This window comes from Sphingomonas floccifaciens (genome assembly GCF_042681125.1).
Classification (GTDB): Bacteria; Pseudomonadota; Alphaproteobacteria; order Sphingomonadales; family Sphingomonadaceae; genus Sphingomonas; species Sphingomonas floccifaciens.
The window spans coordinates 511,089-535,828 of sequence record NZ_JBHUFC010000001.1; the positions used below are offsets into that span (position 1 = coordinate 511,089).

The 24,740-nt window shown below is 64.9% G+C and carries 36 protein-coding genes; all 36 read left to right on the forward strand.

The genetic code is table 11. From position 1 onward, the window contains the following. Positions 1–162: 162 nt before the first annotated feature. The 36 genes from rplC to ACFSC3_RS02535 all read left to right on the forward strand — a co-directional run bounded on the left by rplC (position 163) and on the right by ACFSC3_RS02535 (position 24,718). Positions 163–900 (forward strand): 50S ribosomal protein L3, encoded by a 738-nt coding sequence (gene rplC, locus ACFSC3_RS02360; protein WP_380938340.1) that lies wholly within the window; start codon positions 163–165, stop codon positions 898–900. 2 nt (positions 901–902) lie between these two features. After that, the gene (gene rplD, locus ACFSC3_RS02365; RefSeq protein ID WP_380938342.1) at positions 903–1,529 is read left to right on the forward strand and encodes a 50S ribosomal protein L4; all 627 of its coding nucleotides are present in this window, start codon (positions 903–905) and stop codon (positions 1,527–1,529) included. Then, positions 1,522–1,836, forward strand: coding sequence for a 50S ribosomal protein L23 (locus tag ACFSC3_RS02370; protein WP_380938344.1), 315 nt, complete (start codon positions 1,522–1,524; stop codon positions 1,834–1,836). Before rplD ends, ACFSC3_RS02370 begins: the two co-directional genes overlap by 8 nt. A 5-nt stretch (positions 1,837–1,841) precedes the next feature. Further along, positions 1,842–2,675 carry a 50S ribosomal protein L2 gene (rplB, locus tag ACFSC3_RS02375; RefSeq protein ID WP_380938346.1) on the forward strand — a complete coding sequence of 278 codons (834 nt, stop codon included), beginning with the start codon at positions 1,842–1,844 and terminating at the stop codon, positions 2,673–2,675. Then, the gene (rpsS, locus tag ACFSC3_RS02380; RefSeq protein WP_056423586.1) at positions 2,675–2,953 is read left to right on the forward strand and encodes a 30S ribosomal protein S19; all 279 of its coding nucleotides are present in this window, start codon (positions 2,675–2,677) and stop codon (positions 2,951–2,953) included. Before rplB ends, rpsS begins: the two co-directional genes overlap by 1 nt. Continuing rightward, entirely contained in the window at positions 2,953–3,330 is a 378-nt protein-coding gene (rplV, locus tag ACFSC3_RS02385) for a 50S ribosomal protein L22 (protein WP_380938348.1), read from the forward strand. The genes rpsS and rplV overlap by 1 nt, the downstream gene beginning before the upstream one ends. Beyond that, positions 3,330–4,040, forward strand: coding sequence for a 30S ribosomal protein S3 (gene rpsC, locus ACFSC3_RS02390; protein ID WP_205496807.1), 711 nt, complete (start codon positions 3,330–3,332; stop codon positions 4,038–4,040). Before rplV ends, rpsC begins: the two co-directional genes overlap by 1 nt. 10 nt (positions 4,041–4,050) lie before the next feature. Beyond that, positions 4,051–4,482 carry a 50S ribosomal protein L16 gene (rplP, locus tag ACFSC3_RS02395; RefSeq protein WP_056423592.1) on the forward strand — a complete coding sequence of 144 codons (432 nt, stop codon included), beginning with the start codon at positions 4,051–4,053 and terminating at the stop codon, positions 4,480–4,482. Positions 4,483–4,486: 4 nt separating this feature from the next. Beyond that, complete coding sequence (rpmC, locus tag ACFSC3_RS02400) at positions 4,487–4,687, forward strand: 50S ribosomal protein L29 (RefSeq protein WP_205496805.1); 201 nt, start codon at positions 4,487–4,489, stop codon at positions 4,685–4,687. Positions 4,688–4,699: 12 nt separating this feature from the next. Continuing rightward, positions 4,700–4,990, forward strand: coding sequence for a 30S ribosomal protein S17 (rpsQ, locus tag ACFSC3_RS02405; RefSeq protein ID WP_380938351.1), 291 nt, complete (start codon positions 4,700–4,702; stop codon positions 4,988–4,990). A 151-nt stretch (positions 4,991–5,141) separates the two neighbouring features. Next, entirely contained in the window at positions 5,142–5,510 is a 369-nt protein-coding gene (gene rplN / locus ACFSC3_RS02410) for a 50S ribosomal protein L14 (RefSeq protein WP_056423598.1), read from the forward strand. Continuing rightward, positions 5,510–5,827, forward strand: coding sequence for a 50S ribosomal protein L24 (gene rplX / locus ACFSC3_RS02415; protein ID WP_380938354.1), 318 nt, complete (start codon positions 5,510–5,512; stop codon positions 5,825–5,827). The genes rplN and rplX overlap by 1 nt, the downstream gene beginning before the upstream one ends. Beyond that, on the forward strand, positions 5,820–6,407 hold the full coding sequence (gene rplE, locus ACFSC3_RS02420; protein ID WP_294290188.1) for a 50S ribosomal protein L5: 588 nt from the start codon (positions 5,820–5,822) through the stop codon (positions 6,405–6,407). Before rplX ends, rplE begins: the two co-directional genes overlap by 8 nt. Positions 6,408–6,423: 16 nt before the next feature. Then, positions 6,424–6,729, forward strand: a complete 306-nt coding sequence (gene rpsN / locus ACFSC3_RS02425; RefSeq protein ID WP_056423604.1) for a 30S ribosomal protein S14 — start codon at positions 6,424–6,426, stop codon at positions 6,727–6,729. A gap of 10 nt (positions 6,730–6,739) precedes the next feature. Further along, positions 6,740–7,135 carry a 30S ribosomal protein S8 gene (gene rpsH / locus ACFSC3_RS02430; RefSeq protein WP_056423606.1) on the forward strand — a complete coding sequence of 132 codons (396 nt, stop codon included), beginning with the start codon at positions 6,740–6,742 and terminating at the stop codon, positions 7,133–7,135. Beyond that, positions 7,135–7,668 (forward strand): 50S ribosomal protein L6, encoded by a 534-nt coding sequence (rplF, locus tag ACFSC3_RS02435; RefSeq protein ID WP_380938357.1) that lies wholly within the window; start codon positions 7,135–7,137, stop codon positions 7,666–7,668. The genes rpsH and rplF overlap by 1 nt, the downstream gene beginning before the upstream one ends. Next, positions 7,668–8,024 (forward strand): 50S ribosomal protein L18, encoded by a 357-nt coding sequence (rplR, locus tag ACFSC3_RS02440; RefSeq protein WP_380938359.1) that lies wholly within the window; start codon positions 7,668–7,670, stop codon positions 8,022–8,024. Before rplF ends, rplR begins: the two co-directional genes overlap by 1 nt. A gap of 1 nt (position 8,025) precedes the next feature. After that, the gene (rpsE, locus tag ACFSC3_RS02445) at positions 8,026–8,793 is read left to right on the forward strand and encodes a 30S ribosomal protein S5 (RefSeq protein WP_380938361.1); all 768 of its coding nucleotides are present in this window, start codon (positions 8,026–8,028) and stop codon (positions 8,791–8,793) included. A 6-nt stretch (positions 8,794–8,799) separates the two neighbouring features. Next, positions 8,800–8,979 carry a 50S ribosomal protein L30 gene (gene rpmD / locus ACFSC3_RS02450; protein WP_380938363.1) on the forward strand — a complete coding sequence of 60 codons (180 nt, stop codon included), beginning with the start codon at positions 8,800–8,802 and terminating at the stop codon, positions 8,977–8,979. 161 nt (positions 8,980–9,140) lie between these two features. Beyond that, a complete protein-coding gene (gene rplO, locus ACFSC3_RS02455; RefSeq protein WP_380938365.1) occupies positions 9,141–9,662 on the forward strand; it encodes a 50S ribosomal protein L15 in 522 nt (173 codons plus the stop codon). 242 nt (positions 9,663–9,904) lie between these two features. After that, the gene (secY, locus tag ACFSC3_RS02460; protein WP_380938367.1) at positions 9,905–11,251 is read left to right on the forward strand and encodes a preprotein translocase subunit SecY; all 1,347 of its coding nucleotides are present in this window, start codon (positions 9,905–9,907) and stop codon (positions 11,249–11,251) included. A gap of 50 nt (positions 11,252–11,301) precedes the next feature. Next, entirely contained in the window at positions 11,302–11,955 is a 654-nt protein-coding gene (locus tag ACFSC3_RS02465) for an adenylate kinase (protein ID WP_380938369.1), read from the forward strand. A gap of 470 nt (positions 11,956–12,425) precedes the next feature. Then, positions 12,426–12,590 (forward strand): hypothetical protein, encoded by a 165-nt coding sequence (locus ACFSC3_RS02470; protein ID WP_380938371.1) that lies wholly within the window; start codon positions 12,426–12,428, stop codon positions 12,588–12,590. Positions 12,591–12,881: 291 nt separating this feature from the next. Next, positions 12,882–13,250, forward strand: a complete 369-nt coding sequence (rpsM, locus tag ACFSC3_RS02475) for a 30S ribosomal protein S13 (RefSeq protein ID WP_380938373.1) — start codon at positions 12,882–12,884, stop codon at positions 13,248–13,250. Between the two features lie 103 nt (positions 13,251–13,353). Beyond that, the gene (rpsK, locus tag ACFSC3_RS02480) at positions 13,354–13,743 is read left to right on the forward strand and encodes a 30S ribosomal protein S11 (RefSeq protein ID WP_066486290.1); all 390 of its coding nucleotides are present in this window, start codon (positions 13,354–13,356) and stop codon (positions 13,741–13,743) included. 101 nt (positions 13,744–13,844) lie between these two features. Then, positions 13,845–14,906 carry a DNA-directed RNA polymerase subunit alpha gene (locus tag ACFSC3_RS02485; RefSeq protein WP_380938376.1) on the forward strand — a complete coding sequence of 354 codons (1,062 nt, stop codon included), beginning with the start codon at positions 13,845–13,847 and terminating at the stop codon, positions 14,904–14,906. A 209-nt stretch (positions 14,907–15,115) separates the two neighbouring features. Continuing rightward, positions 15,116–15,532, forward strand: a complete 417-nt coding sequence (gene rplQ, locus ACFSC3_RS02490) for a 50S ribosomal protein L17 (RefSeq protein ID WP_380938378.1) — start codon at positions 15,116–15,118, stop codon at positions 15,530–15,532. A gap of 129 nt (positions 15,533–15,661) precedes the next feature. After that, complete coding sequence (locus tag ACFSC3_RS02495; RefSeq protein WP_380938380.1) at positions 15,662–17,788, forward strand: prolyl oligopeptidase family serine peptidase; 2,127 nt, start codon at positions 15,662–15,664, stop codon at positions 17,786–17,788. A 108-nt stretch (positions 17,789–17,896) separates the two neighbouring features. Then, positions 17,897–19,453, forward strand: a complete 1,557-nt coding sequence (guaA, locus tag ACFSC3_RS02500) for a glutamine-hydrolyzing GMP synthase (RefSeq protein WP_380938382.1) — start codon at positions 17,897–17,899, stop codon at positions 19,451–19,453. Next, the gene (locus ACFSC3_RS02505) at positions 19,450–20,004 is read left to right on the forward strand and encodes a GNAT family acetyltransferase (RefSeq protein ID WP_380938384.1); all 555 of its coding nucleotides are present in this window, start codon (positions 19,450–19,452) and stop codon (positions 20,002–20,004) included. The genes guaA and ACFSC3_RS02505 overlap by 4 nt, the downstream gene beginning before the upstream one ends. Positions 20,005–20,074: 70 nt before the next feature. After that, positions 20,075–20,497 (forward strand): DUF4279 domain-containing protein, encoded by a 423-nt coding sequence (locus ACFSC3_RS02510; RefSeq protein WP_380938386.1) that lies wholly within the window; start codon positions 20,075–20,077, stop codon positions 20,495–20,497. 77 nt (positions 20,498–20,574) lie between these two features. Continuing rightward, positions 20,575–20,922, forward strand: a complete 348-nt coding sequence (locus tag ACFSC3_RS02515; protein WP_380938388.1) for an ArsC family reductase — start codon at positions 20,575–20,577, stop codon at positions 20,920–20,922. 67 nt (positions 20,923–20,989) lie between these two features. Next, positions 20,990–21,430: a hypothetical protein gene (locus ACFSC3_RS02520; protein ID WP_380938390.1), complete on the forward strand. Its 441-nt coding sequence runs from the start codon at positions 20,990–20,992 to the stop codon at positions 21,428–21,430. Positions 21,431–21,753: 323 nt separating this feature from the next. Next, positions 21,754–22,614 carry a 3-methyl-2-oxobutanoate hydroxymethyltransferase gene (gene panB / locus ACFSC3_RS02525; RefSeq protein ID WP_380938392.1) on the forward strand — a complete coding sequence of 287 codons (861 nt, stop codon included), beginning with the start codon at positions 21,754–21,756 and terminating at the stop codon, positions 22,612–22,614. A gap of 74 nt (positions 22,615–22,688) precedes the next feature. Beyond that, a complete protein-coding gene (locus ACFSC3_RS02530) occupies positions 22,689–23,390 on the forward strand; it encodes a tetratricopeptide repeat protein (protein WP_380938394.1) in 702 nt (233 codons plus the stop codon). Next, positions 23,387–24,718 (forward strand): PQQ-binding-like beta-propeller repeat protein, encoded by a 1,332-nt coding sequence (locus tag ACFSC3_RS02535; protein WP_380938396.1) that lies wholly within the window; start codon positions 23,387–23,389, stop codon positions 24,716–24,718. Before ACFSC3_RS02530 ends, ACFSC3_RS02535 begins: the two co-directional genes overlap by 4 nt. Positions 24,719–24,740 lie beyond the last annotated feature (22 nt).

Genomic DNA, 24,740 nt, shown 5'->3' on the forward strand with positions numbered 1-24,740 from the left:
CGGGCTGGCGCCTGAGTCCCCGTCTTTCGCTTTATGATGAAGCGAAAACGCTAGCCCTGACGGGGGCACTTGGAATTGGGCTGGCCCTTCGACGTAGTCGGGGGGTCTTTTCGTTGGCACGCTCCTGGGAACGGGAGCCTCTGTTTGGAAGGAATACGCATCATGCGCACAGGCGTGATCGCGAAGAAGTTGGGCATGACCCGGCTGTTTCAGGACGATGGGCGCCACGTGCCCGTGACCGTCCTGCAGCTTGATGGTCTCCAGGTCATCGCACGCAAGGAAAACGACCGTGACGGCTACGTCGCGGTGCAGCTGGGCGCGGGCAGCGCCAAGGCCAAGAACGTCGCCAAGCCGCAGCGCGGCATGTTCGGCAAGGCCGAGGTCGAGCCCAAGGCGATCCTGGCGGAATTCCGCGTGACCGAGGATAACCTGCTCGACGTCGGTGCCGAGATTTCGGCAGAGCATTATGTCGCTGGCCAGATGGTCGACGTCCAGGGCACGACCCAGGGCAAGGGCTTCGCCGGCGCGATGAAGCGCTGGGGCTTCGGCGGTCTGCGCGCGACGCACGGCGTGTCGGTCTCGCACCGTTCGCACGGTTCGACCGGTAACCGCCAGGACCCGGGTCGCGTTTTCAAGAACAAGAAGATGGCCGGGCACATGGGCGCCCGCACCCGCACCCAGCAGAACCTCGAGATCGTCTCGACGGATGCAGAGCGCGGCCTGATCTTCGTGAAGGGCTCGGTGCCCGGCTCGAAGGGTGGCTGGCTGCTCGTCAAGGACTCGGTCAAGCTGAAGCCGAATGCCGACGCGCCGCGTCCGGCAGGGCTGAAGCAGGCCGCCAACACCAATACCGCTGACGCTGCTCCGGCAACGCCCGCGACCGACGGCCAGGAGGGCTGAACGTGAAGGTCAAGGTTCAATCCTTCGCCGGGACCAACGCAGCAGACGTCGAGCTGAACGACGAGGTCTTCGGCCTCGAGCCGCGCGCCGACATTCTGCACCGCGTCGTCACCTGGCAGCTCGAGAAGCGTCGCGCGACTGCACGCGGTACGCGTGAGCGTGCTGATGTCGCTCGTTCGGGCAAGAAGCTCGGTCGCCAGAAGGGCGGCGGTACGGCTCGTCACGGCGATCGCCGCGCTCCGGTGTTCATCGGCGGTGGTAAGGCGCACGGCGCCCGCGTCCGCGACTTCAATCCGTCGCTGAACAAGAAGATCCGCGCACTCGGTCTGAAGATGGCTCTGTCGAGCCATGCCAAGGCCGGCACGCTGGTCGTCATGGACAGCCTGACGGTCGACGGCAACAAGACGAAGACGCTGAAGGGCGATCTGACGAAGCTCGGCTTCGGCAAGACCGCTCTCGTCATCGACGGCGACACGATCGACACGAGCTTCGCGCTGGCCGCTGGCAACCTGCGTCAGGTCAACGTCCTGCCGGCGATGGGCGCCAACGTGTACGACATCTTGAAGCATGACACGCTGGTGCTGACCCGCGCCGCTGTCGAGAAGCTGGAGGCGCGCTTCAATGGCTAAGCCGCAGAAAGCCGCGGTCGCGAACCGCCACTACGACGTCATCCTGGCGCCGCACATCACCGAGAAGTCGACGCTGGTCAGCGAGGCGAATGCGGTGGTGTTCAAGGTCGCCAACGACGCATCGAAGCCTGAGATCAAGGCTGCCGTCGAAGCGCTGTTCAACGTCACCGTCACCGGTGTGAACACGCTGGTCCAGAAGGGCAAGACGAAGCGCTGGAAGGGCACGCCCTACAGCCGCAGCGACATGAAGAAGGCGATTGTCACGCTGAAGGACGGCGACTCGATCGACGTCACCACGGGGATCTGAGGGCCATGGCACTTAAGAACTACAACCCCACTTCGCCCGGCGTCCGCGGCCTCATCCTGGTCGACCGCTCGGGCCTGTGGAAGGGCCGTCCGGTCAAGTCCCTCACCGAGGGCAAGACCAAGACGGGTGGCCGTAACAACAAGGGCCATGTGACCTCGCGCGGCATCGCCGGTGGTCACAAGCAGCGCTATCGCATCATCGACTTCAAGCGTCGCACCTGGGACGTCGAAGGCACGGTCGAGCGGATCGAATATGATCCCAACCGCACCGCCTTCATCGCGCTCGTCAGCTACGGCGAAGGTCAGCAGGCCTATATCATCGCTCCCCAGCGCCTCGGCGTCGGCGACAAGGTGATCGCGGGCAAGAAGACCGACGTGAAGCCGGGCAATGCGATGGAGCTGGGCTCGGTGCCGGTCGGCACGATCGTCCACAACGTCGAGATGAAGCCGGGCAAGGGTGGCCAGATCGCCCGTTCGGCAGGCACGTACGTCCAGGTCGTCGGTCGTGACCGCGGCATGGTCATCGTCCGTCTGAACTCGGGCGAGCAGCGCTACATCCATGCGAACTGCATGGCGACCGTTGGCGCGGTGTCGAACCCCGACAACCAGAACCAGAACCTCGGCAAGGCCGGCCGCAATCGCTGGCTCGGCAAGCGCCCGCTGACCCGCGGCGTTGCCAAGAACCCGGTCGACCACCCGCACGGCGGTGGTGAAGGCCGGACCTCGGGCGGCCGTCACCCGGTCACCCCGTGGGGCAAGCCGACGAAGGGTGCGCGCACCCGCCACAACAAGGCGACGGACAAGATGATCATCCGCAGCCGCCACGCGAGGAAGAAGTAATGGCTCGCTCCGTATGGAAGGGTCCGTTCGTGGACCTGAACCTTCTGAAGAAGGCCGAAGCCGCTCAGGACGCCGGCACCCGTGCCGGTGCGATCAAGACCTGGTCGCGTCGTTCCACCATCCTGCCGCAGTTCGTCGGCCTGACCTTCAGCGTCTACAACGGCCGCAAGCACGTGCCGGTGTCGGTCAACGAAGACATGGTCGGCATGAAGCTCGGTGAGTTCGCGCCGACCCGGTTCTTCCCGGGCCACGCCGCCGACAAGAAGGGCAAGCGCTAATGAGCAAGCCAGCAGCAGGTCGCCGCGTTGGCGACAAGGAAGCGCTGTCGGTCGGCACGCAGATCCGGGGTTCGGCGCAGAAGCTGAACCTAGTCGCGGGCCTGATCCGCGGCAAGCCGGTCGGCCAGGCGCTCAACATCCTCGCCTTCTCGAAGAAGGCGATGGCGGTTGACGCGCGCAAGGTGCTCGCCTCCGCGATCGCCAACGCCGAGAACAACCACAACCTCGACGTCGACGCGCTCGTCGTCGCCGAGGCGTCGGTCGGCAAGTCGATCACCATGAAGCGCTTCGCGACGCGCGGCCGTGGCAAGTCCACCCGCATCCTGAAGCCGTTCAGCCGTCTGCGCATCGTCGTGCGCGAGCAGGAAGAAGCGTAATGGGTCACAAGAGCAACCCCATCGGTCTGCGTCTGCAGATCAACCGGACCTGGGATAGCCGCTGGTTCGCAGAGGGCGCCGATTACGGCCGCCTGCTGCTCGAGGATCTCAAGATCCGCCAGTACATCCTGAAGACGCTGCCGCAGGCCGCGATCTCGAAGGTCGTGATCGAGCGTCCGGCGAAGCTCGCCCGCATCTCGATCTACGCGGCTCGCCCCGGTGTCATCATCGGCAAGAAGGGCAGCGACATCGAGAAGCTGCGCAAGACGCTGAACGGCATGACCTCATCGGAAGTCTCGCTGAACATCGTCGAGATCCGCAAGCCGGAAATCGATGCCAAGCTCGTCGCGCAGGGCATCGCCGATCAGCTCGAGCGTCGTATCGCCTTCCGCCGCGCCATGAAGCGTGCGGTGCAGTCGGCGATGCGCCTTGGTGCCGACGGCATCAAGGTGATGTGCGGTGGCCGTCTGGGCGGCGCCGAAATCGCGCGCACCGAGAGCTATCGCGAAGGCCGCGTGCCGCTGCACACGCTGCGTGCGCACATCGACTATGCAGAGGCCCAGGCGCACACCGCCTATGGCGTCTGCGGCGTGAAGGTCTGGGTCTTCAAGGGTGAAATCCTGGGCCATGATCCGCTCGCGCAGGAGCGGCTGATGATGGAAGCGCAGACCTCGGGCGTTCGCCCGATGCGCGACGATCGCCGGAACTAAGGGCTAGATCATGCTGCAACCGAAAAAGACCAAGTTCCGCAAGCAGTTCAAGGGCCGCATCCATGGTGTGGCCAAGGGCGGCACGGACCTGAACTTCGGCTCGTACGGGCTTAAGGCGATGGAGCCGGAGCGGATCACCGCACGCCAGATCGAAGCGGCCCGCCGCGCGATCACGCGCCACATCAAGCGCCAGGGTCGCCTCTGGATCCGCATCTTCCCGGACGTCGCGGTTTCGTCGAAGCCGGCCGAAGTCCGCATGGGCTCGGGCAAGGGTGCGCCGGAATATTGGGCCGCCCGCGTCAAGCCGGGTCGCATCCTGTTCGAGCTCGACGGTGTCGCGGGTCCGCTCGCCGCCGAAGCGTTCGAGCGTGCGGCCATGAAGCTGCCGATCAAGACCAAGGTCGTCGCGCGCCTCGGCGACACGTCGCACCTGGAAGGATAAGACAATGACGAAGGCAACCGATCTTCGCGCCAACAGCGACGATCAGCTGAACGAGCAGCTCGGCCAGCTGAAGCGCGAGCAGTTCAACCTGCGCTTCCAGGCGGCGACCAGCCAGCTCGAGAAGCCGAGCCGCGTCCGCGAAGTCCGTCGCGACATCGCACGCATCAAGACCCTGCAGGCGCAGCGCGCCGCAGCGGCCAAGTAAGGACTGAGAGACATGCCGAAGCGCGTGCTGACCGGGGTGATCGTCTCGGACAAGACCGACAAGACGGTGGTTGTGAACGTGGAGCGCAAGGTCAAGCACCCGCTCTACGGCAAGATCATCCGCCGCTCGAAGAAGTACCACGCCCATGACGAGGCGAACGAGTACAAGCAGGGCGAGACCGTGCGCATCGAAGAGACTGCGCCGATGTCGAAGCTGAAGACGTGGAAGGTCGTCGAGCGGGTCAACACCCACGCGACCCCGGAACGCGTCGAGCTGTCCGGCGAAGAAGCCGCAGCTGCTTAAACGCAACGTCGTCATCCTGACGAAAGTCAGGATCCAGAGCCAGGGGCGGCATCGCTCGTGACCCTGGATCCCGGATCAAGTCCGGGATGACGAAATCCAAGGCGGGCTCCGGTCGGTATCGGGCCCAGAAGAGAGAGAAGGATACGGATCGATGATCCAGATGCAGTCCAATCTCGACGTCGCTGACAACAGCGGCGCGAAGCGGGTGCAGTGCATCAAGGTGCTGGGCGGGTCGAAGCGTCGCTTCGCCGGCGTGGGCGACGTCATCGTCGTCAGCATCAAGGAAGCTGCACCGCGTGGCAAGGTGAAGAAGGGTGACGTGCATCGCGCCGTCATCGTCCGCACCGCCAAGGACGTTCGCCGGGCCGATGGCTCGGTCATTCGCTTCGACGGCAACGCCGCCGTCCTGGTCAACAAGAACGAGGAGCCGATCGGCACCCGTATCTTTGGCCCGGTCGTCCGCGAACTGCGCACGAAGGGTTTCATGAAGATCATCTCGCTCGCGCCGGAGGTGCTGTAATGGCTGCCGCGAAGATCAAGAAGGGTGACCGCGTGATCGTCCTGTCCGGCAAGGACAAGGGCAAGGTCGGCGAAGTCACCGCTTCGCATCCGAAGGACGGCAAGGTCGTCGTGGCCGGCGTGAACATCGCCGTGCGCCACACCAAGCCGACCCAGGGCGACCCGCAGGGCGGCCTGAAGCGTTCGGAAGCGCCGCTGCACATCTCGAAGGTCGCGCACGTGACCGCCGACGGCAAGCCGACGCGCGTCCGTTTCGAGACCAAGGACGGCAAGAAGGTCCGCGTGGCCGTGAAGACCGGGGAGGCGATCAATGGCTGATTCGTACAAGCCGCGCCTGCGCAAGCAGTATGACGACAGCATCGCCAAGGCGATGCAGGCCAAGTTCGGGTACAAGAACCCGCTCGAAGTGCCGCGTCTCGACAAGATCGTGATCAACATGGGCGTCGGTGAGGCGACCCAGGACAAGAAGAAGGTCGACCAGGCTGCCTCCGAAATGGAGAAGATCGCCGGCCAGAAGCCTGTCATCACTAAGGCGAAGAAGTCGATCGCGCAGTTTCGTCTGCGTGAGGGCATGCCGATCGGCGTGAAGGTCACCCTTCGCCGCGAGCGCATGTACGAATTCCTCGATCGTCTCGTGACGATCGCGATGCCGCGTATCCGAGATTTCCGTGGTCTGAACCCCAAGTCGTTCGACGGCCGCGGCAATTATGCGATGGGTCTGAAGGAACAGCTGATCTTCCCGGAAATCAGCTATGACAGCGTGGACAAGATCCGCGGCATGGACATCATCGTGACCACCACCGCGAAGACCGACGAGGAAGCGCGCGAGCTGCTCCGTCTGTTCGGCTTCCCCTTCATCGGCATGGTCGGCGACCAGGCCGAGAAGCAAGCGGCATAAAGAGAGCTTAAGTCCAATGGCGAAACTGAGTTCGATCAACAAGAACGAGAAGCGCAAGCTGCTGGTGAAAAAGTACGCCGGCAAGTATGCGAAGCTCAAGGCGACCGCGAATGACGAGAGTCTCGACGAGACTGAGCGTCTGATCGCCCGCCTGAAGATGGCGGAAATCCCGCGCAACGGTAACCCGACGCGCATCCGCAATCGCTGCGAGCTGACGGGGCGCCCGCGCGCCTATTACCGCAAGTTCCGCCTCGCCCGTGTGATGCTGCGTGAACTGGCCAACAAGGGCCAGATCCCGGGTCTCACGAAGTCGAGCTGGTAAGGGTAGCAAGATGGCATTGACCGATCCCCTGGGTGACATGCTCACCCGCATCCGCAACGGACAGCGTGCCCGCAAGGACAGCGTGCTGACCCCGGGTTCGAAGCTGCGCCAGCGCGTGCTCGATGTGCTCCAGCGCGAAGGCTACATCCGTGGCTACAGCGAAGAGCAGATGGGCCCCGCCGCCGGCATCCGCATCGAACTGAAGTATTTCGAGGGCCAGCCCGCAATCAAGCACGTCGCGCGTGTCTCGAAGCCGGGTCGCCGCGTCTATTCGGGTTCGACCGAACTGCCGCGCGTCCGCAACGGCCTTGGCATCACGATCGTCTCGACGCCGAACGGCGTTCTCTCGGACGCGGAAGCGCGTGAGCAGAACGTCGGTGGCGAAGTGCTGGCGGAGGTGTTCTGATGAGCCGCATCGGCAAGAAGCCGGTCACCGTACCGGCAGGCGTCACCGCCTCGATCGACGGCAAGACGCTGAACGTGAAGGGGCCGAAGGGCACCCTGGCGCTCGCGATGCGTGACGAGATCAGCTACACGCTCGAAGACGGCGGCATCTCGGTGCAGCCGGCCAACGACAGCAAGTCGGCGCGCGCCTTCTGGGGCATGCAGCGGACGATGGTGCAGAACCTGGTCACCGGCGTGACCGAGGGCTTCTCGAAGAAGCTGCTCATCACCGGCGTCGGCTATCGTGCGAGCACGCAGGGCAAGAAGCTGAAACTGCAGCTGGGCTATTCGCATGACGTCGACCTCGACGTGCCGGAAGGCATCGAGGTGAAGACTCCGGATCAGACCACGGTCGAGATCTCGGGGTCGGACAAGCAGGCGGTCGGCCAGTTCGCCGCGGAAATCCGTCGCTGGCGTAAGCCCGAGCCCTACAAGGGCAAGGGCATCAAGTACGACGGCGAGTTCATCTTCCGCAAGGAAGGGAAGAAGAAGTAATGACCAAGGGTCTCTCCCTCTTCGAGAAGCGGCGTCGCCGCAACCGTACCGCGCTGCGTGCGCGTTCGGGTACTCGCCCTCGTCTGAGCGTGCATCGCTCGGGCAAGCACATCTACGCACAGGTCATCGACGACGCCGAGGGCAAGACCCTCGCTGCCGCTTCGACGCTGGGCAAGGACAATGCCGGCAAGACCGGCGCGACGATCGACGCCGCCAAGGCCGTTGGTCAGCGCGTGGCCGAGGCGGCGAAGGCCGCGGGCGTCACCCAGGTCGTCTTCGACCGCGGTGGCTTCCTGTTCCACGGTCGCGTCAAGGCGCTGGCGGAAGCCGCGCGTGAAAGCGGATTGGAGTTCTAAGATGGCCGACGAGAACAACACGCCGGAAACCGGCGCGCCGGTCGATGCTTCGGCTGCAACCAACGACGCTCCGCAGGGCGGCTACCAGGGCGGCTACCAGGGCGGTGGCCGTGGTCGCGGCGGTCCGGGCGGTGGTCGTGGTCGTGGTCCGGGTGGCCCGGGCGGCAATCGTGGTGGTCGCGACGGTGGTCGTGGTCGTGACGGTCGCGGTCGCGGCGGTCCTGGCCAGGACGACGGCGGCGAAGAGCTGATCGAGAAGCTGGTTCACATCAACCGCGTCTCGAAGACGGTGAAGGGCGGCAAGCGCTTCGGCTTCGCGGCGCTGGTCGTCGTGGGCGACGGCAAGGGCCGCGTTGGCTTCGGTCACGGCAAGGCGCGCGAAGTGCCGGAAGCCATCTCCAAGGCGACTGCCGCCGCGAAGAAGGCCATGGTCCGCGTTCCGCTGAAGGACGGCCGCACGCTGCATCACGACGGCAACGGCCACTTCGGTGCCGGCCGCGTGACCATCCGTACGGCGCCTGCCGGTACCGGCATCATCGCCGGCGGCCCGATGCGCGCGATCTTCGAATCGCTCGGCGTCCATGACGTCGTGACGAAGTCGGTCGGCACGTCGAACCCGTACAACATGATCCGTGCCACCTTCGAGGCGCTGACCGAACAGACTTCGCCGAAGTCGGTCGCCCAGCGTCGCGGCAAGAAGATCGCCGACCTGCTCGGCCGCGGTGGGTCGCAGACCGCCGAGGCGGATGCAGCTGCGATCGCGGAGTAAGCGACAATGGCTACCATCAAGATCAAGCAGATCGGTTCGCCGATCCGCCGCACCAAGGATCAGCGCGCAACGCTGATCGGCCTGGGCCTCAACAAGATGCACAAGGTCAGCGAGCTCGAGGACAGCCCGGAGGTCCGTGGCATGATCCGCAAGCTGCCGCACATGGTTGAAGTCGTCGAAGGCTAAGCCTTCATAGCCCTCTCCCCATCGGGGAGAGGGTTGGGAGAGTGGCCTTGCAATAGGCTCCGGTCTCTGCGAGACGCCGCCCCTCACCCAAACCCTCTCCCCAGCGGGGGGAGGGCTTTATTGTTTTTCCAGCGCGAACATAGCGAAAGCGAGTGCACGACATGAAACTGAACGATCTCCGCGACAATGCAGGCGCCCGTCACCGCAGGATGCGGGTCGGCCGTGGTATCGGCTCGGGCAAGGGCAAGACCGCAGGTCGCGGTGTCAAGGGTCAGAAGAGCCGTGAAGGTGTTTCGATCAATGGCTTCGAGGGCGGTCAGATGCCGCTCCACATGCGTATCCCGAAGCGCGGCTTCAACAACATCTTCGCCAAGGATTATGCCGAGGTGAACATCGGCGCGATCCAGAAGGCGATCGACGCGGGCAAGCTCGATGCGTCCGCGGCTCTGGACCAGGCAGCGCTCAACGCAGCCGGCCTGACCCGTGGTGGCAAGGACGGCGTCCGTCTGCTCGGCAAGGGCGAACTGACCGCGAAGCTGACCCTTACCGTCGCCGGTGCGTCGAAGTCGGCGATCGAAGCGGTCGAAAAGGCCGGCGGTTCGGTCACGATCCCGGAAATCGTTCCGGCAGCCGACAAGGCGAAGGCCAAGCACCGCACCGGCCGCGCCGCGCCGAAGGCGTAAGCGCGCCATTATCTCACGTTCGTTTCGAGTAGCCGTCGAGCGAAGTCGAGACGGCGTATCGAGAAATCTGTCTCGATACGGGCTCTCGACAAGCTCGATCCCTACTCGACACGAACGGTGAGATTATTTGGCGACAGGAAAGCGACGCCACGCATTAGACAAGCGCCCAATGGCGCCTATATGAGCGGCGGGGCGGGTCACAACGCATCCCGCCGTCTTTGTTTCCGGGAAACTCATCACCCATGGCATCCGCAGCCGACAACATGGCCTCCGGGCTCAACCTGTCGAAATTCGGCAAGGCGACCGACCTCAAGAAGCGTCTCTGGTTCACCATCGGTGCGCTGATCGTGTTCCGCCTGCTGAGCTATGTGCCGCTGCCGGGCGTCGATGCGACGGGTCTCGCCGCGCTCGCCAACCGTTCGCGGGGCGGTGTGCTCGATTTCTTCAACACCTTCTCGGGCGGTGCGCTGGAACGTGCGTCGCTGATCGCGCTCGGCGTGATGCCGTACATCACGGCGTCGATCGTCGTGCAGCTGGCGACGTCGCTCAGCCCGCAGCTCGCCGCGATCAAGAAGGAAGGCGAATCGGGCCGCAAGAAGCTCAACCAGTACACGCGCTACGGCACGGTGCTGCTGACCGCGATCCAGGGCTATTTCATCGCGACCGGCTTCGAAGCCGGCGGCGCGGTGGTCGAGCCCGGCATGGTCTTCCGCATCACTGCGATCATCTCGCTGATCGGGGGCACGATGTTCCTGATGTGGCTGGGTGAGCAGATCACCAGCCGCGGTGTCGGCAACGGCATTTCGCTCATCATCATGGCGGGTATCGTCGCCCATCTGCCGCGCACGCTGATCCAGCTGTTCGAGGGTGGCCGGTCGGGTTCGCTGAATCCGCTGTCGGTCGCCGCGATCATCGTCGCGGTCGTCGCGCTCGTCCTGTTCATCTGCTTCATGGAGCGCGCCCAGCGCCGCATCCTGATCCAGTACCCGAAGCGCCAGACGGCACGCGGCGTCCAGGCTGAGCGCAGCCACTTGCCGCTGAAGCTCAACACCGCGGGCGTGATCCCTCCGATCTTCGCCTCGTCGCTGTTGCTGCTGCCGCTGACGATCACGCAGTTCGCCGGCCAGCGCGTCGCGGGCGAGAGCGCGTTCGGCGATTTCGTCATTACGCTGAACCAGTATCTGACGCACGGGTCGCCGGTGTACATGGCGCTCTACGGCGCGGGCATCATCTTCTTCTCGTTCTTCTACACCGCGGTGGTGTTCAATCCGGAAGAGACGGCCGACAATCTGAAGCGCTACGGCGGGTTCATCCCGGGCATCCGTCCAGGCAAGAACACCGAAGCCTATTTCGATTACGTCCTGACCCGCATCACCGTCATCGGCGCGGCATATCTGACGGTCATCTGCCTGTTGCCGGAATATCTGGTGTCGGCGCTGAGCATCCCGTTCTATCTGGGCGGCACGAGCCTGTTGATCGTCGTCAACGTGACGATGGACACGGTGACGCAGATCCAGTCGCACCTGCTGGCGCACCAGTATGGCGATCTCATCAAGAAGGCCAAGCTGAAGGGGGGACGGCTCCGCTGAGCCCGACCCACCTTCTCTGACACCCAATCGCGACAGGGGAGCCGCGAGACGTGAACATCATCCTTCTGGGGCCTCCGGGCGCGGGTAAAGGCACGCAGGCGAGCCGCTTGGAGAACGACCGCGGCATGGTTCAGCTGTCGACCGGCGACATGCTGCGGGCGGCGGTCAAGGCGGGGACGCCGGTCGGGCTGAAGGCGAAGGCGGTGATGGAGGCGGGCGAGCTCGTCTCCGACGCGATCGTCTCGGCGCTGATCGGCGAGCGGCTCGACATGGCCGATACCGAGAAGGGCGCGACCTTCGACGGCTATCCCCGCACCGCTGCCCAGGCGGACGCGCTCGACCTGCTGCTCGACGAGCGGGGGCGCAAACTCGACGCTGTCATCGAACTGGCGGTCGACGAGGATGCGCTGGTCGATCGCATCACCGGACGCTTCACCTGTGCCAAGTGCGGTGCCGGCTATCACGACAGGTTCAAGCAGCCGAAGGTCGATGGCGTCTGCGACGTCTGCGGGTCGGAAGAGTTCAAGCGCCGGCCCGACGACAATGCCGAGACGGTCCGCACCCGCATGGCCGAATATCGCGCCAAGACCGCGCCGATCCTGCCGATCTACGAAGCCCGTGGCATTGTCCACCGCGTCGACGGCATGGCCGACATCGCGCAGGTGACGGCCGAGATCGAAGCGATTCTCGACCGGTTGGGATAAAGGGCAGGGGCGTCGCGGCGCCCGCGATTCGTCTATCTGATTTGAGACGTAACTTTGCTCCGGCGCAGGCCGGAGCCGTGGCAGTCGAAGCCCTTATGATCGCCTAAACCGGATGGACATTTAACGTCGATCCTCCCCTGCAAGGGGAGGGGGACCGCGCGCGCAGCGCGGGGTGGAGGGGCGTCTCGCTATCGAAAGCGCGACACCCCTCCGTCAGTGCTTCGCACTGCCACCTCCCCTTGCAGGGGAGGAAGATGCGAATGTCGATCCGCCTCGCGCTTCGGCGTCCGCCGGAGCGCGATGATCCAAATAGATGGGTCGAGCTATCATCGGCCGCCCGCCCGGCCGCATACCGCCCCATCAAAATGACGCTTTTGTAACCTCCCCGCCACCGGGCCGATGGGGGCGGGGGTGCATAGCGTCTCTCGGAACGGCGATACGCCGAGCCGTGAAGAGATGGAGAAGTGGTGATGAACCGTCTGCTGCTGTCGACCGCCGCCCTCGCGATGATCGCGACGCCTGCGCTGGCCGCGACCAAGCCCGTTACCGCCGCGCCGGCAAAGGCCGCGACGCACAAGGCCGCGACCGCGAAGGTGGTCAAGGTGACGAAGACGACGACCAAGAAGACCAGATAAGCGTTTCGACATAAGCCTTTCGGTGAAGCTATCCCCCTGCTTCCCCGATCGACGCGGCCGGAGAGGGATACTCCCGCCCTCCCGGCCGCGTTTCGCCTGTCTGTCTGTGGAGACGCCTATTCACGCCGGTTGACTCGACCGGGGACGCGGCGTAATAGCACACCACTTCGAACCACCGGCCCACCGGCGGCGCTTTTGGCGCACGTCGGTATTCGTGCGTTTCGGAGCACATCAACGCGTTGAGATGCGTCGGCGGCCATGCCGGCGTGTGGAGCTGGGAGACCAAATTTCATGGCACGTATTGCGGGCGTCAACATCCCGACCAACAAGCGCGTGATCATCGCGCTTCAGTATATCCACGGCATCGGCCCGTCGAAGGCCAAGGAACTGACCGAGAAGCTGGCGATCGCGCCGGAGCGTCGTGTCCAGGACCTGACCGATCAGGAGGTCCTGCAGATCCGCGAGGCGATCGACGCCGGTTACACCGTGGAAGGCGACCTGCGTCGCCAGACCGCGATGAACATCAAGCGTCTGATGGACCTGGCCTGCTACCGCGGCCTGCGTCACCGCAAGGGCCTGCCGGTCCGCGGTCAGCGTACGCACACCAACGCGCGCACCCGCAAGGGCAAGGCGAAGCCGATCGCAGGCAAGAAGAAGTAATCGCTGACGCGATTACTTCTCCCGCCGGAAGCGGGGAAGCGCGCTTAGGCGTGAACTTCGTGAACTTCCGGCGCCTCTTGAGATATAAGGTCAGGAATACCACATGGCACAAGCACCGCAGCGCCTTCGCCGTCGCGAGCGCAAGAACATTACCGCCGGCGTCGCGCACGTGAACGCCAGCTTCAACAACACCATGATCACCATCACCGACGCCCAGGGCAATGCCATTTCGTGGTCGTCGGCCGGCATGATGGGCTTCAAGGGCTCGCGTAAGTCGACCCCTTATGCGGCGCAGGTCGCAGCCGAAGACGCCGGCAAGAAGGCCGCCGAACACGGCGTCCGCACGCTGGAAGTCGAAGTGAAGGGTCCGGGTTCGGGTCGTGAATCGGCTCTCCGCGCGCTCCAGGCGGTCGGTTTCCAGATCACCTCGATCCGCGACGTGACCTCGATCCCGCACAACGGCGTGCGTCCGTCGAAGCGCCGCCGCGTCTGATTACCGTTCGTCGGTCCGCGCGCGGTTGATCGCGCTGCGCGGACCGAATTTTTTTACGGCGCCAGCCCGATCAGCCGGCGTCCAAGAGCAAGGGGTAGCCCGTGTCCGTTAATCCCAAGAACTGGCAGGAACTCAAGAAGCCCAACGGCCTCGAGAAGAAGGGCGGCGATGGCAAGCGCAAGTCGACCTTCGTCGCCGAGCCGCTGGAGCGTGGCTTCGGCCTGACGCTCGGCAACGCGCTGCGTCGCGTTCTGCTGTCGAGCCTTCAGGGCGCCGCCGTCACCTCGATCAAGATCGAGAACGTGCTGCACGAGTTCTCGTCGCTGGCCGGCGTCCGTGAGGACGTGACGGACATCGTCCTGAACGTGAAGCAGATCGCGCTGAAGATGCAGGGCGAGGGGCCGAAGCGCCTCCAGCTCAGCGCCACCGGCCCGGCCGAAGTGAAGGCGGGCGACATCGCGGTGTCGGGCGACATCGAGGTGATGAACCCCGATCTCGTCATCTGCCATCTCGACGACGGCGCGACGCTGAACATGGAACTGACCGCCGACACCGGCAAGGGTTACGTTCCCGCCGCGAACAACCGTCCGGCCGATGCGCCGATCGGTCTGATCCCGGTCGATGCGCTGTATTCGCCGGTCCGTCAGGTGTCGTACAAGGTCGACCCGACCCGCGTCGGCCAGGACCTCGACTATGACAAGCTGACGCTGACCGTCGAGACTGACGGGACGGTGACCCCGGAAGACGCGGTGGCCTATGCCGGCCGCATCCTCCAGGACCAGCTCGCGCTGTTCGTCCACTTCGACGATTCGAGCGTCACGCGTTCGGCGCCGATCGGCGTGGCCGTGCCGTCGGCCGCTCCGGCGGAAACCGGCGACACCGCGACGATCAACCGCTTCCTGCTGAAGAAGGTCGACGAGCTCGAACTGTCGGTCCGCTCGGCCAACTGCCTCAAGAACGACAACATCATCTACATCGGCGATCTGGTCCAGAAGACCGAAGCCGAGATGCTGCGCACGCCGAACTTCGGCCGCAAGTCGCTTAACGAGATCAAGGAAGTGTTGTCATCGATGGGTCTTCGTCTCGGGATGGAAATCCCGGGCTGGCCGCCTGAGAACATTGAAGAGATGGCGAAGAAGTTGGAACAGGAGATCCTCGGCTAAGCGCACCGGAATAGCGCGCGCTATTCCGGAGACGCTGCCGGGCGGACGGCGGGGCTTCGGCCCCGTCCGACGGCGCGGCTTTGCCGCGGCGGGCTTCGCAGAGATAGGGTCTCGGGCAACTGAGGCGACGGTTTGGAAGGTGGGCCACCGTCCCCACCAGGCTCGGGGTTCCGTGAGACGGCCCCCTGACGAACTGAGAAGGACTTTTTATGCGTCATCGCGTCGGCGGCCGTAAGCTGCAGCGTACCTCGGCCCATCGTATTGCGCTGTTCCGCAACATGTCGGCCGCGCTCATCAAGCATGAGCAGATCACCACCACCGTCGCCAAGGCGAAGGAACTGCGTCCCTACGTCGAGAAGCTGATCACGCTGGCGAAGAAGGGTGGTCTTTCAAATCGCCGTCTGGCCCACGCCCGTCTGCTCGATGATGCGCAGCTGACCAAGCTGTTCGATGTCCTGGCGTCGCGCTACGCCGACCGCAACGGTGGCTACACCCGCATCATCAAGGCCGGCATCCGCGCGTCGGACGCGTCGCCGATGGCGATCATCGAATTCGTCGACCGCGACGTTTCGGCCAAGGGCCAAGACTCGGGTCCGGTGATGACCGAGGAATTCGAAGAGGCGTAAGTCTCTTTTCCTCCCAGTCGTTTCCAGGAACGGTTGGTAGGGATAGCGCTGCACTTCGCAGCCTAAGCGCTTGAAGGGGAGGCCACACCGGCTACGGTGTGGCCTCCCTTTTCGTATCCGGAGATACCGATGCGTCGCGCGTTCCTCGTCGCCCTGCTTGCCGCTACCTCTCCCGCCATCGCCCAGGATGCCATGCCGAAGCTGACCTATCCGCAGACCGAACGCGGCACGACCGTCGACGAACAATTCGGCATCAAGGTCGCCGATCCCTATCGCTGGCTGGAAGCCGATGTGCGCAGCGACGAAAAGGTCCGCGCCTGGGTGTCCGCGCAAAACGCTGTGACCGACGCCTATCTCGCGACGCTGCCCGGCCGCCAGATCTTCAAGGATCGCATGAAGGCGCTCTACAATTACGAGCGCTTCGGCTTGCCGTCGAAGAAGGGGGGCAAGTATTTCTACTCGCGCAATACCGGCCTCCAGAACCAGTCGGTGCTTTACGTCCGCGACGGGCTTAACGGCGAGCCCCGTGTGCTGATCGACCCAAACGCCTGGGCCAAGGACGGCGCGACGGCGCTTGGCGGCTACACCGCGTCGCATGACGGCACGAAGCTGCTCTATTCGATCCAGGACGGCGGCACCGACTGGCGCACGCTGAAGGTGATGGACGTCGCGACCGGACAGGACACCGGCGACCAGCTCGAATGGGTCCGCGGTCTCGGGGATTGGATGAAGGACGGGTCGGGTTTCTTCTATACCCGTTACCCGGAGCCGCCGGCGGGGCAGAAATATCAGGCCCTGACGCTGAATTCGAAGGTCTATTTCCACAAGCTCGGCACGCCGCAGTCGGCCGATCGCCTGGTCTATGAAACGCCCGACATGCCCAAGCGCGGGCATTATGCCGGCGTCAGCGACGACGGCCGCTACCTCATCATCTACACCAGCGAAGGCACCGACAACCGTAACGAGGTGTCGATCGTCGATCTCCAGTCGGCCGATTGGAAGCCCCGCAAGCTGATCGACGGGCTGAACAACGAATGGTCGGCGTTCGGCAACGTCGGCACCAAATTCTACTTCAAGACCAACAAGGACGCCCCGCGCGGCCGCGTCGTCACGATGGATATCGCGGCGGCCAACCCGCAGCCGGTCGAAGTCATCGCGCAGGACAAGGCGGTGCTCGATGGCGTCAGCATTATCGGCGGGATGATGCTGGCCGACTATATGGCCGACGTGAAGAGCGACATCCGTCGCTACGCGATGGACGGAAAGCCGGCCGGCAAGGTCACGCTGCCCGGCATCGGCTCGGCCGGTGGCTTCGGCGGCGATCCGGAGGATAGCGAGACCTTCTTCGCCTTCACCAGCTTCGCCACGCCCTCGACCATCTATCGCTATGACGTGAAGACCAACCAGGCGACCGTGTGGGCGGCGCCGAAGGTCGCGTTCGATCCGGCGAACTACGAAGTCAAACAGGTCTTCTACCCGTCGAAGGACGGCACGAAGATCCCGATGTTCATCGTTCACAAGAAGGGGCTGAAGGGGCCGGCGCCGACGATCCTCTATGGCTATGGCGGGTTCAACGTCTCTCTGCTGCCCAGCTTCTCGGCGACGCGCATCGCGTGGATGGAGCAGGGCGGGGTGATCGCCCAGCCGAACCTGCGCGGCGGCGGCGAGTACGGCAAGGCGTGGCATGACGCCGGGCGCCTCGCCAACAAGCAGAACGTGTTCGACGACATGATCGCCGCGGCCGAGTATCTCGACAAGACCGGGATTTCATCGCCGCAGAAGACGGTCATCCAGGGCGGATCGAACGGTGGCCTGCTGGTCGGCGCGGTCATCAACCAGCGTCCCGACCTGTTCGCCGCCGCGCTGCCGGCGGTGGGCGTCATGGACATGACCCGCTTCGACCGCTGGACCGCCGGCCGCTACTGGGTCGACGATTACGGCTATCCGTCGAAGGAAGCCGACTTCAAGACGCTGTACAAATATTCGCCCTACCACAACGTCCAGTCGGGCAAGACCTACCCCGCGATCCTCGCGACCACCGCCGACACCGACGATCGCGTGGTCCCCGGCCACACGTTCAAATACACCGCGGCGATCCAGAATGCGGACATCGGCCCCAAGCCGCACCTCGTCCGCATCGAAACCCGCGCCGGCCATGGCTCCGGCAAGCCGACCGACAAGATCATCGAGGAAGCCGCCGACCTTTGGGCGTTCTCGGCGAAGTGGACGGGGATGGACGTGAAGCCGGTGAAGTGATGCCTTTGGTGGCCGAGCGAATGATCGCGCGGCCACCATCTGCTGCGGTGGGGTGAGGATCGGCAAAGCCCACCCTTGCCCCACGCGCCCGACCCGCTAGATGGGCGCATGGTCGACCATCCCGATTCCATCCTCATCGTCGATTTCGGCAGCCAGGTAACCCAGCTGATCGCGCGCCGCGTGCGCGAGGCGGGGGTCTACAGCGAAATCGCACCCTTCACCTCCGCCGAAGCCGCCTTTGCGCGGATGAAGCCTAAGGGCGTGATCCTGTCGGGCGGCCCGGCTTCGGTCGTCGATGAAGGCTCGCCCCGCATTCCGCAGGCGATCCTCGACGCGGGGCTCCCGATGCTCGGCATCTGCTATGGCCAGCAGGCGCTGACCGCGCAGCTGGGCGGGACAGTCGAGAAGGGCAACAGCGGCGAATTCGGCAAGGCGTTCGTCGAAGTCTCCGACAGCTGCGGGCTGTTCAACGGCTTGTGGGCCGAAGGTGACACGCATCAGGTGTGGATGAGCCACGGCGACAAGGTGATCGAGCTCGCGCCCGGCTTCCGCGCCGTCGCCTCCAGCCCCGGCGCGCCCTACGCCATCATCGCCGACGACGCGCGGCGCATCTACGCGATGCAGTTCCACCCCGAAGTCGTCCACACGCCCGACGGCGGCAAGCTGATCGCCAATTTTGCGCGCCATGTCGTGGGGCTGACCGGCGACTGGACGATGGCCGAATTCCGCCAGACCAAGATCCAGGAAATCCGCGCCCAGGTCGGCAAGGGCCGGGTGATCTGCGGCCTGTCGGGCGGCGTCGACTCGGCGGTCGCCGCAGTGCTGATCCACGAAGCGATCGGCGAGCAGCTGACCTGCGTCTTCGTCGATCACGGCCTGATGCGCTCGGGCGAAGCCGATCAGGTCGTCAGCCTCTTCCGCGGCCACTACAACATCCCGCTGGTCCATGTGGATGCCTCCACATTGTTCCTGTCGGGCCTGGCCGGCGTCACCGACCCGGAGGCCAAGCGCAAGTTCATCGGCAAGACCTTCATCGACGTGTTCGAGGCCGAGGCGAAGAAGATCGGCGGCGCCGAATTCCTGGCGCAGGGGACGCTGTATCCAGACGTGATCGAAAGCGTCAGCTTCACCGGCGGGCCGTCGGTGACGATCAAGAGCCACCACAATGTCGGCGGCCTGCCCGAGCGCATGGACATGAAGCTGGTCGAGCCGTTGCGCGAGCTGTTCAAGGACGAGGTCCGCGACCTGGGCCGCGAACTGGGTCTGCCCGACGTGTTCGTCGGCCGCCATCCGTTCCCCGGACCGGGCCTGGCCATCCGCATCCCCGGCGAAGTGACCCGCGAACGCTGCGATATCCTGCGCAAGGCCGACGCGATCTATCTCGAGGAAATCCGCAACGCCGGCCTCTACGACGCGATCTGGCAGGCGTTCGCGGTGCTCCTGCCGGTCCGCACGGTCGGCGTGATGGGCGACGGTCGCACCTATGACAGCGTGCTGGCCCTGCGCGCTGTAACCTCGACCGACGGCATGACGGCGGAAGTGTTCGGCTTCCCCGGCGACTTCCTGCCGCGCGTCGCGACGCGGATCGTGAACGAGGTGAAGGGCGTGAACCGCGTGACCTACGACTATACGTCGAAGCCGCCCGGGACGATCGAATGGGAGTGACCGGGACTCGGGATCGCGCGGGGCGCGAGCCCGGCCCGGTCGCTCGGCAGCAAACAGCTGCCGTAACGCCTGACTCGAAACCCTCCGGGGGAGGGTTTCGGCAGCGTCACTCGGCGGCGACAGCCGCCGCGCCGTGCATCGAAGCCGCAACGGCCTACGACCGCGAGGCAGTTGTCGCCCTATGGCGCGCCTGCGACCTCACGCGGCCCTGGAACGACCCCGACCGCGACTTCCTCCAAGCCGTCAGCGGCGCGACCTCGGCGGTGCTGGTCGTCCGCGACGGCGGGGGCGTCATCGGATCGATCATGGTCGGCTTCGACGGCCATCGCGGATGGGTCTACTACGTTGCCGTCCACCCCGAAGCCCGCCGCGGCGGCCTCGGCCGCGCGCTGATGGCGGCGGCGGAAGACTGGTTGACCGCGCGCGAGGCGCCGAAGATTCAGCTGATGGTGCGCGAAGGGAATGAGGCGGCGGCTCGGTTCTATGAAGCGCTCGGTTTAGAGCGGCAGGCGGTCGTGACCTACGGGCGGTTCTTCGGTCACGCGACGTAACGATTGTTGTCGATCAACCTCCCCTTAGAACCAGAATTGCTTTCGTAGATCGCGAACATCGTGACATGTAATGCCGATGAGCATTTTGTTTATGTCGACGGTTAGTATCGGCTTCTATGGCGACGATCTCGAGCCTGAGCAGATTACCATAAGCTTAGGAGATGAACCGACGGTCGGGGTTAAAAAGGGTGAAGCGTGTCCATCCGCGACCGGAGCTTCTAACCCTGCCCGGACTGGTTCATGGCGTGTCAGCAGCGAAAACTGTCAGCCCGGCGATGTCGACGGTCAAATTAACGCGTTGTTTGACGGTCTTTCAAACAACCTCTCGGCGTGGAAAGCCTTTGCACAGCGATATCGTGGACGAGTATTTTGTGGGATTTTTCTTGGCAGCGGCAATGAAGGCTTGACGCTACGGCCCGAAACACTGCTTCGCATCGGCGAACGCGGGCTGCTCGTTGACCTGGATATTTATGAGCGAGACGTGACGGGCTGACGTTTCGAATTGAGGCGCGGCAGGCATTCTTCGGTAATATCCGCGTCCTTATCGACAATCTTCAGAGAGGATGGAGAATGACGCTAGTCCTTTACGGCATCCCCAACTGCGACACCGTGAAGAAAGCCCGCACCTGGCTCGACACGCACGGCATCGTCTACACCTTCCACGACTATAAGAAGCTCGGCGCCGATCGCGACAAATTGACTGCATGGGCCGGCGAAGTCGGTTGGGAAAAGCTGCTCAACCGCGCGGGCACGACGTTTCGCAAGCTGCCGGACGCCGATCGTGTCGACCTGACCGAAGCCAAGGCGATCGCGCTGATGGTCGCGCAGCCGTCGCTCATCAAGCGGCCGGTGGTGGAGGGGGCGGGGGCGTTGCTCGTCGGGTTCAAGCCGGAGGTGTACGCGGCCGCCTTTGCCTGATCCGCGGCGGGATGGTCGAAACGCTTGCGTTTCGATAGCTTGCCGGCGGAACTTGGGGAGGGATGCGATGACGGTGACGGTTCGCGCGAAGGCGCCGGCGTGGTTCTGGATCGTGGCGGTGGTGCTGGTGCTGTGGGGCGCGATGGGCGTGTTCGCGTGTGTCCAGCAGTTCCGGCTCGGCGCCGATGCAATGGGGCCGGCGGATGATTATTATCGCGCGCTCTATGCAGCGCTGCCGGCGTGGTACAACATCGTCTATGCGGTGGCGACGGGCGCGGGATTGCTGGGGAGCATCGCGCTGCTGATGCGCTCGCGGTCGGCGCGGCCGCTCTACATCGTCTCGCTGATCGCCGTCGTCATCCAGTTTGGCTGGCTGTTCGCGACGACCGACATGATCGCGGTACGCGGTTTTGCGGTCGCGGCGGGGTTTCCGATTTTCATCCTGGTCGTGGCGCTGGCGCAGGTTTGGCTGGCCGGGCTGGCGATGCGGCGGGAATGGATCGGGTGAGCGCGGGTGGTGCAGAAACACGTTCGCCCTGAGCTTGTCGAAGGGCCGTTCTGCGATACGCCTGCTCACCGCTCGCGGCACGAAGTACGGTGCTTCGACACGCTCAGCACGAACGGGGGAGGGCGCGGCGTAGAAACCATTTTCCTACACGCCCGCAATTTGCTTCACCCTGTCGGATGATTCCGAAACGCACCTCTTTCGGCCTCGCGTCGCCAAAAGTGACAAAAGTGACGAAGGCTGACGAATTGACCGCAGTATCGCAACTTTTGGGGTCGGCGCAGCCCGCGCTGGACCCGGCCGCCCCCCGAGCCTAGGTCAGCCCCATGTCCACGACCTTCACCCTCGACACCGCCACCAGCCGCGCCACCCCTACGCCCGCGCCGATGAAGCGGCTGACCGTGCCGGCGATCCAGGCGCGCAAGGGTTCCGAGCCGATCGTGATGCTGACCGCGTACACCGCGCGGATGGCGCAGCTGCTCGATCCGCAGTGCGACATGCTGCTGGTCGGCGACAGCCTGGGGCAGGTGATCTACGGCCTGCCGTCGACGCTGGCGGTGACGCTCGACATGATGTGCGCACATGGCGCGGCGGTGGTGCGGGGCAGCTATCACGCGGTCGTCGTCATCGACATGCCGTTCGGCAGCTATGAGGCGTCGCCCGAGCAGGCCTTCGCGAGTGCTGCGCGGATCATGGCGGAAACGGGCGCGGCGGCGGTGAAGCTGGAGGGGGGGGCGGCGATGGCGCCGACCGTCGCCTTCCTGTCGCAGCGCGGCATTCCGGTCTGCGGTCACGTCGGCCTGACCCCTCAGGCGGTCAACGCGCTCGGCGGCTATGGCGCGCGGGGACGCAGCGACGCGGAAGCCGCCAAGATCCTGTCGGATGCGAAGGCGATTGCGGAGGCCGGCGCCTTCGCAATGGTCGTCGAAGGTGTGATGGAGAGCCTGGCCAAGGAGATCGTCGCCGCGGTGCCCTGTCCGGTCATCGGCATCGGCGCATCGGCCGATTGCGACGGGCAGGTGCTGGTGACCGAGGACATGCTCGGCCTGTTCGAGCGGACGCCGCGCTTCGTGAAGACCTATGACGACATCGCCGGCCGCATTTCCGCCGCGGTCGGCGCCTATGCCGATGAAGTGCGGGCGCGCAGCTTTCCCGGCGACGCGCAGGTGTACCGTCCCAAGGCCTGAGCAGGCGCCGCTTCCGTTTCCCCTTTTCCGCGGCTAAGGCTGCGCGCTGTTTGTCGTATCGGAGTGTGTCTGACGTGGCGTTGACCCCGCAATCGAACGAAGCCTTCCTGCGCGAGGTCGACGAGGAACTGCGTCGCGACGAGGCGATGAAGCTGTGGAAGCGCTGGGGCGTGCTCGGCATCGCCGTCGTCGTGGCCGGGCTGGTCGCGCTCGCCGGCTATCTGTGGTGGCAGTCGAACAGCCGCAATGTCGCCGGCGAACAGGGCATCAAGTTCAATGAGGCGATGAACGCGCTGGGCAACCAGCAGCCGGCCAAGGCCGAGCCGATCCTGGCCGAGCTGGCGAAGAGCGGCAGCGAGGGCTATTCGGCGCTCGCCAAGTTCACCCAGGCCGCTATCGCCCTGCAGAAGCCCGACCTGAAGACCGCCGCGCGCCTGTTCGCCGAAGTCGCCGGCGACAGCGGCACCGCGCAGCCGCTCCGCGACTTGGCGCTCGTGCGCCAGACGCTCGCCGAATATGACAGCCTCCAGCCACAGGTCGTGATCGACCGGCTGCGGCCGATGGCGGTGAAGGGCAATCCCTATTTCGGCACCGCCGGCGAGATGACGGCGATCGCCCATCTCCGGATGGGCCGCCGCGATCTGGCCGGGCGGATGTTCGGCGAAATGGCGCGGGACGAAACCGTCCCTGCATCGATCCGTCAACGCGCGGTTCAGATGGCGGGTGTTCTTGGCGTCGATGCCGTCGACCAGACTGAGGAAAAGAAGGCAGGATGAAGTCCTATGTTCGGACCACCGCGGCGATCGCATTGATCGTCAGCCTAAGTGGCTGCGGCATCTTCAAGGGTGGTGCCAAGAAGACGCCGGTGCTGGGCGACCGCGTGCCCATCCTGATGACCGAAAACTCGATCGGCATCGACCGCACGATCGCGAACATCGATGTCGTGGTGCCGCTGGCGACCGCCAATGATTCGTGGAACCAGCCGGGCGGCAACTCCGCCAAGGCGATGGGCCATGTCGCGCTGGCCGAAGCGCCCGCCCGGGCGTGGGAAGTTCGCGTCCCCGGCGGTGACAAGCGCACCCGCCTGGCGGCCGCGCCGGTGGTCGATGCCGGCAAGCTCTACGTCACCGACACCGAAGGCGCGGTCCATGCCTACGCCGCGGATACCGGCGCGGTGCTGTGGACGGCGCAGACCGTCAAGGACGATCCCAAGAACCGTGCCCGCTTCGGCGGCGGGGTCAGCGTCGAGGCCGGCCGCGCCTATGCGACCAACGGCCTGGGCGATGTCGTCGCGTTCGACGCCAACACCGGCGCCGAGCTGTGGCGTGTGAAGCCGGGCGGTCCGCTGCGCGGCGCACCGACGCTCGCCAACGACCAGGTCTATGTCCTCAGCCAGGACAACCAGCTGTTCGCGCTTAACCAGTCGGACGGCAAGGTCGCCTGGACTTCGTCGGGCAGCCTGGAGACGCAGGGCGTGTTCGGAGTCGCCGCTCCCGCCGTCGCGCAGGGGACCGTCGTCGCCGGCTTCTCCAGCGGCGAGCTGAACGCCTATCGCTACGAGAACGGCCGCACGCTCTGGGCCGACGCGCTGTCGCGCTCCAGCATGTCGACCAGCGTGTCGGCGCTGTCGGACATCGATGCCGAACCGGTGATCGACGAGGGCAAGGTCTATGCGATCGGCCAGGGCGGCCGCATGGTCGCGCTGGAGGTGTCGACCGGCCAGCGTCTGTGGGAACAGAATCTCGCCGGCATCTCGACGCCGTGGGTGTCGGGTGAGTGGATCTTCGTCGTGACCGACGACGCGCGGCTGATCTGCCTGGCGCGTGCGTCGGGCAAGATCCGCTGGATCAGCCAGCTGCGCAAATATCGCGTCGAAAAGAAGAAGACGCAGAAGGACCCGGTGTCGTGGATCGGCCCGGTTCTGGCGGGCAACAAGCTGTGGCTGGCCAATTCCTTGGGCGAGATCGTCGCGGCGTCGGTCGCAGACGGCACCGTCCAGACGACGATGATGTCGAAGAAGGCGGTGTTCAGCCTGTCACCGGTCGTCGCCAACCAGACGCTCTATCTGCTCTCGGATGAAGGCACGCTGGTCGCCTATCGGTGATCTGCCCGCCCGCTTGATTTTT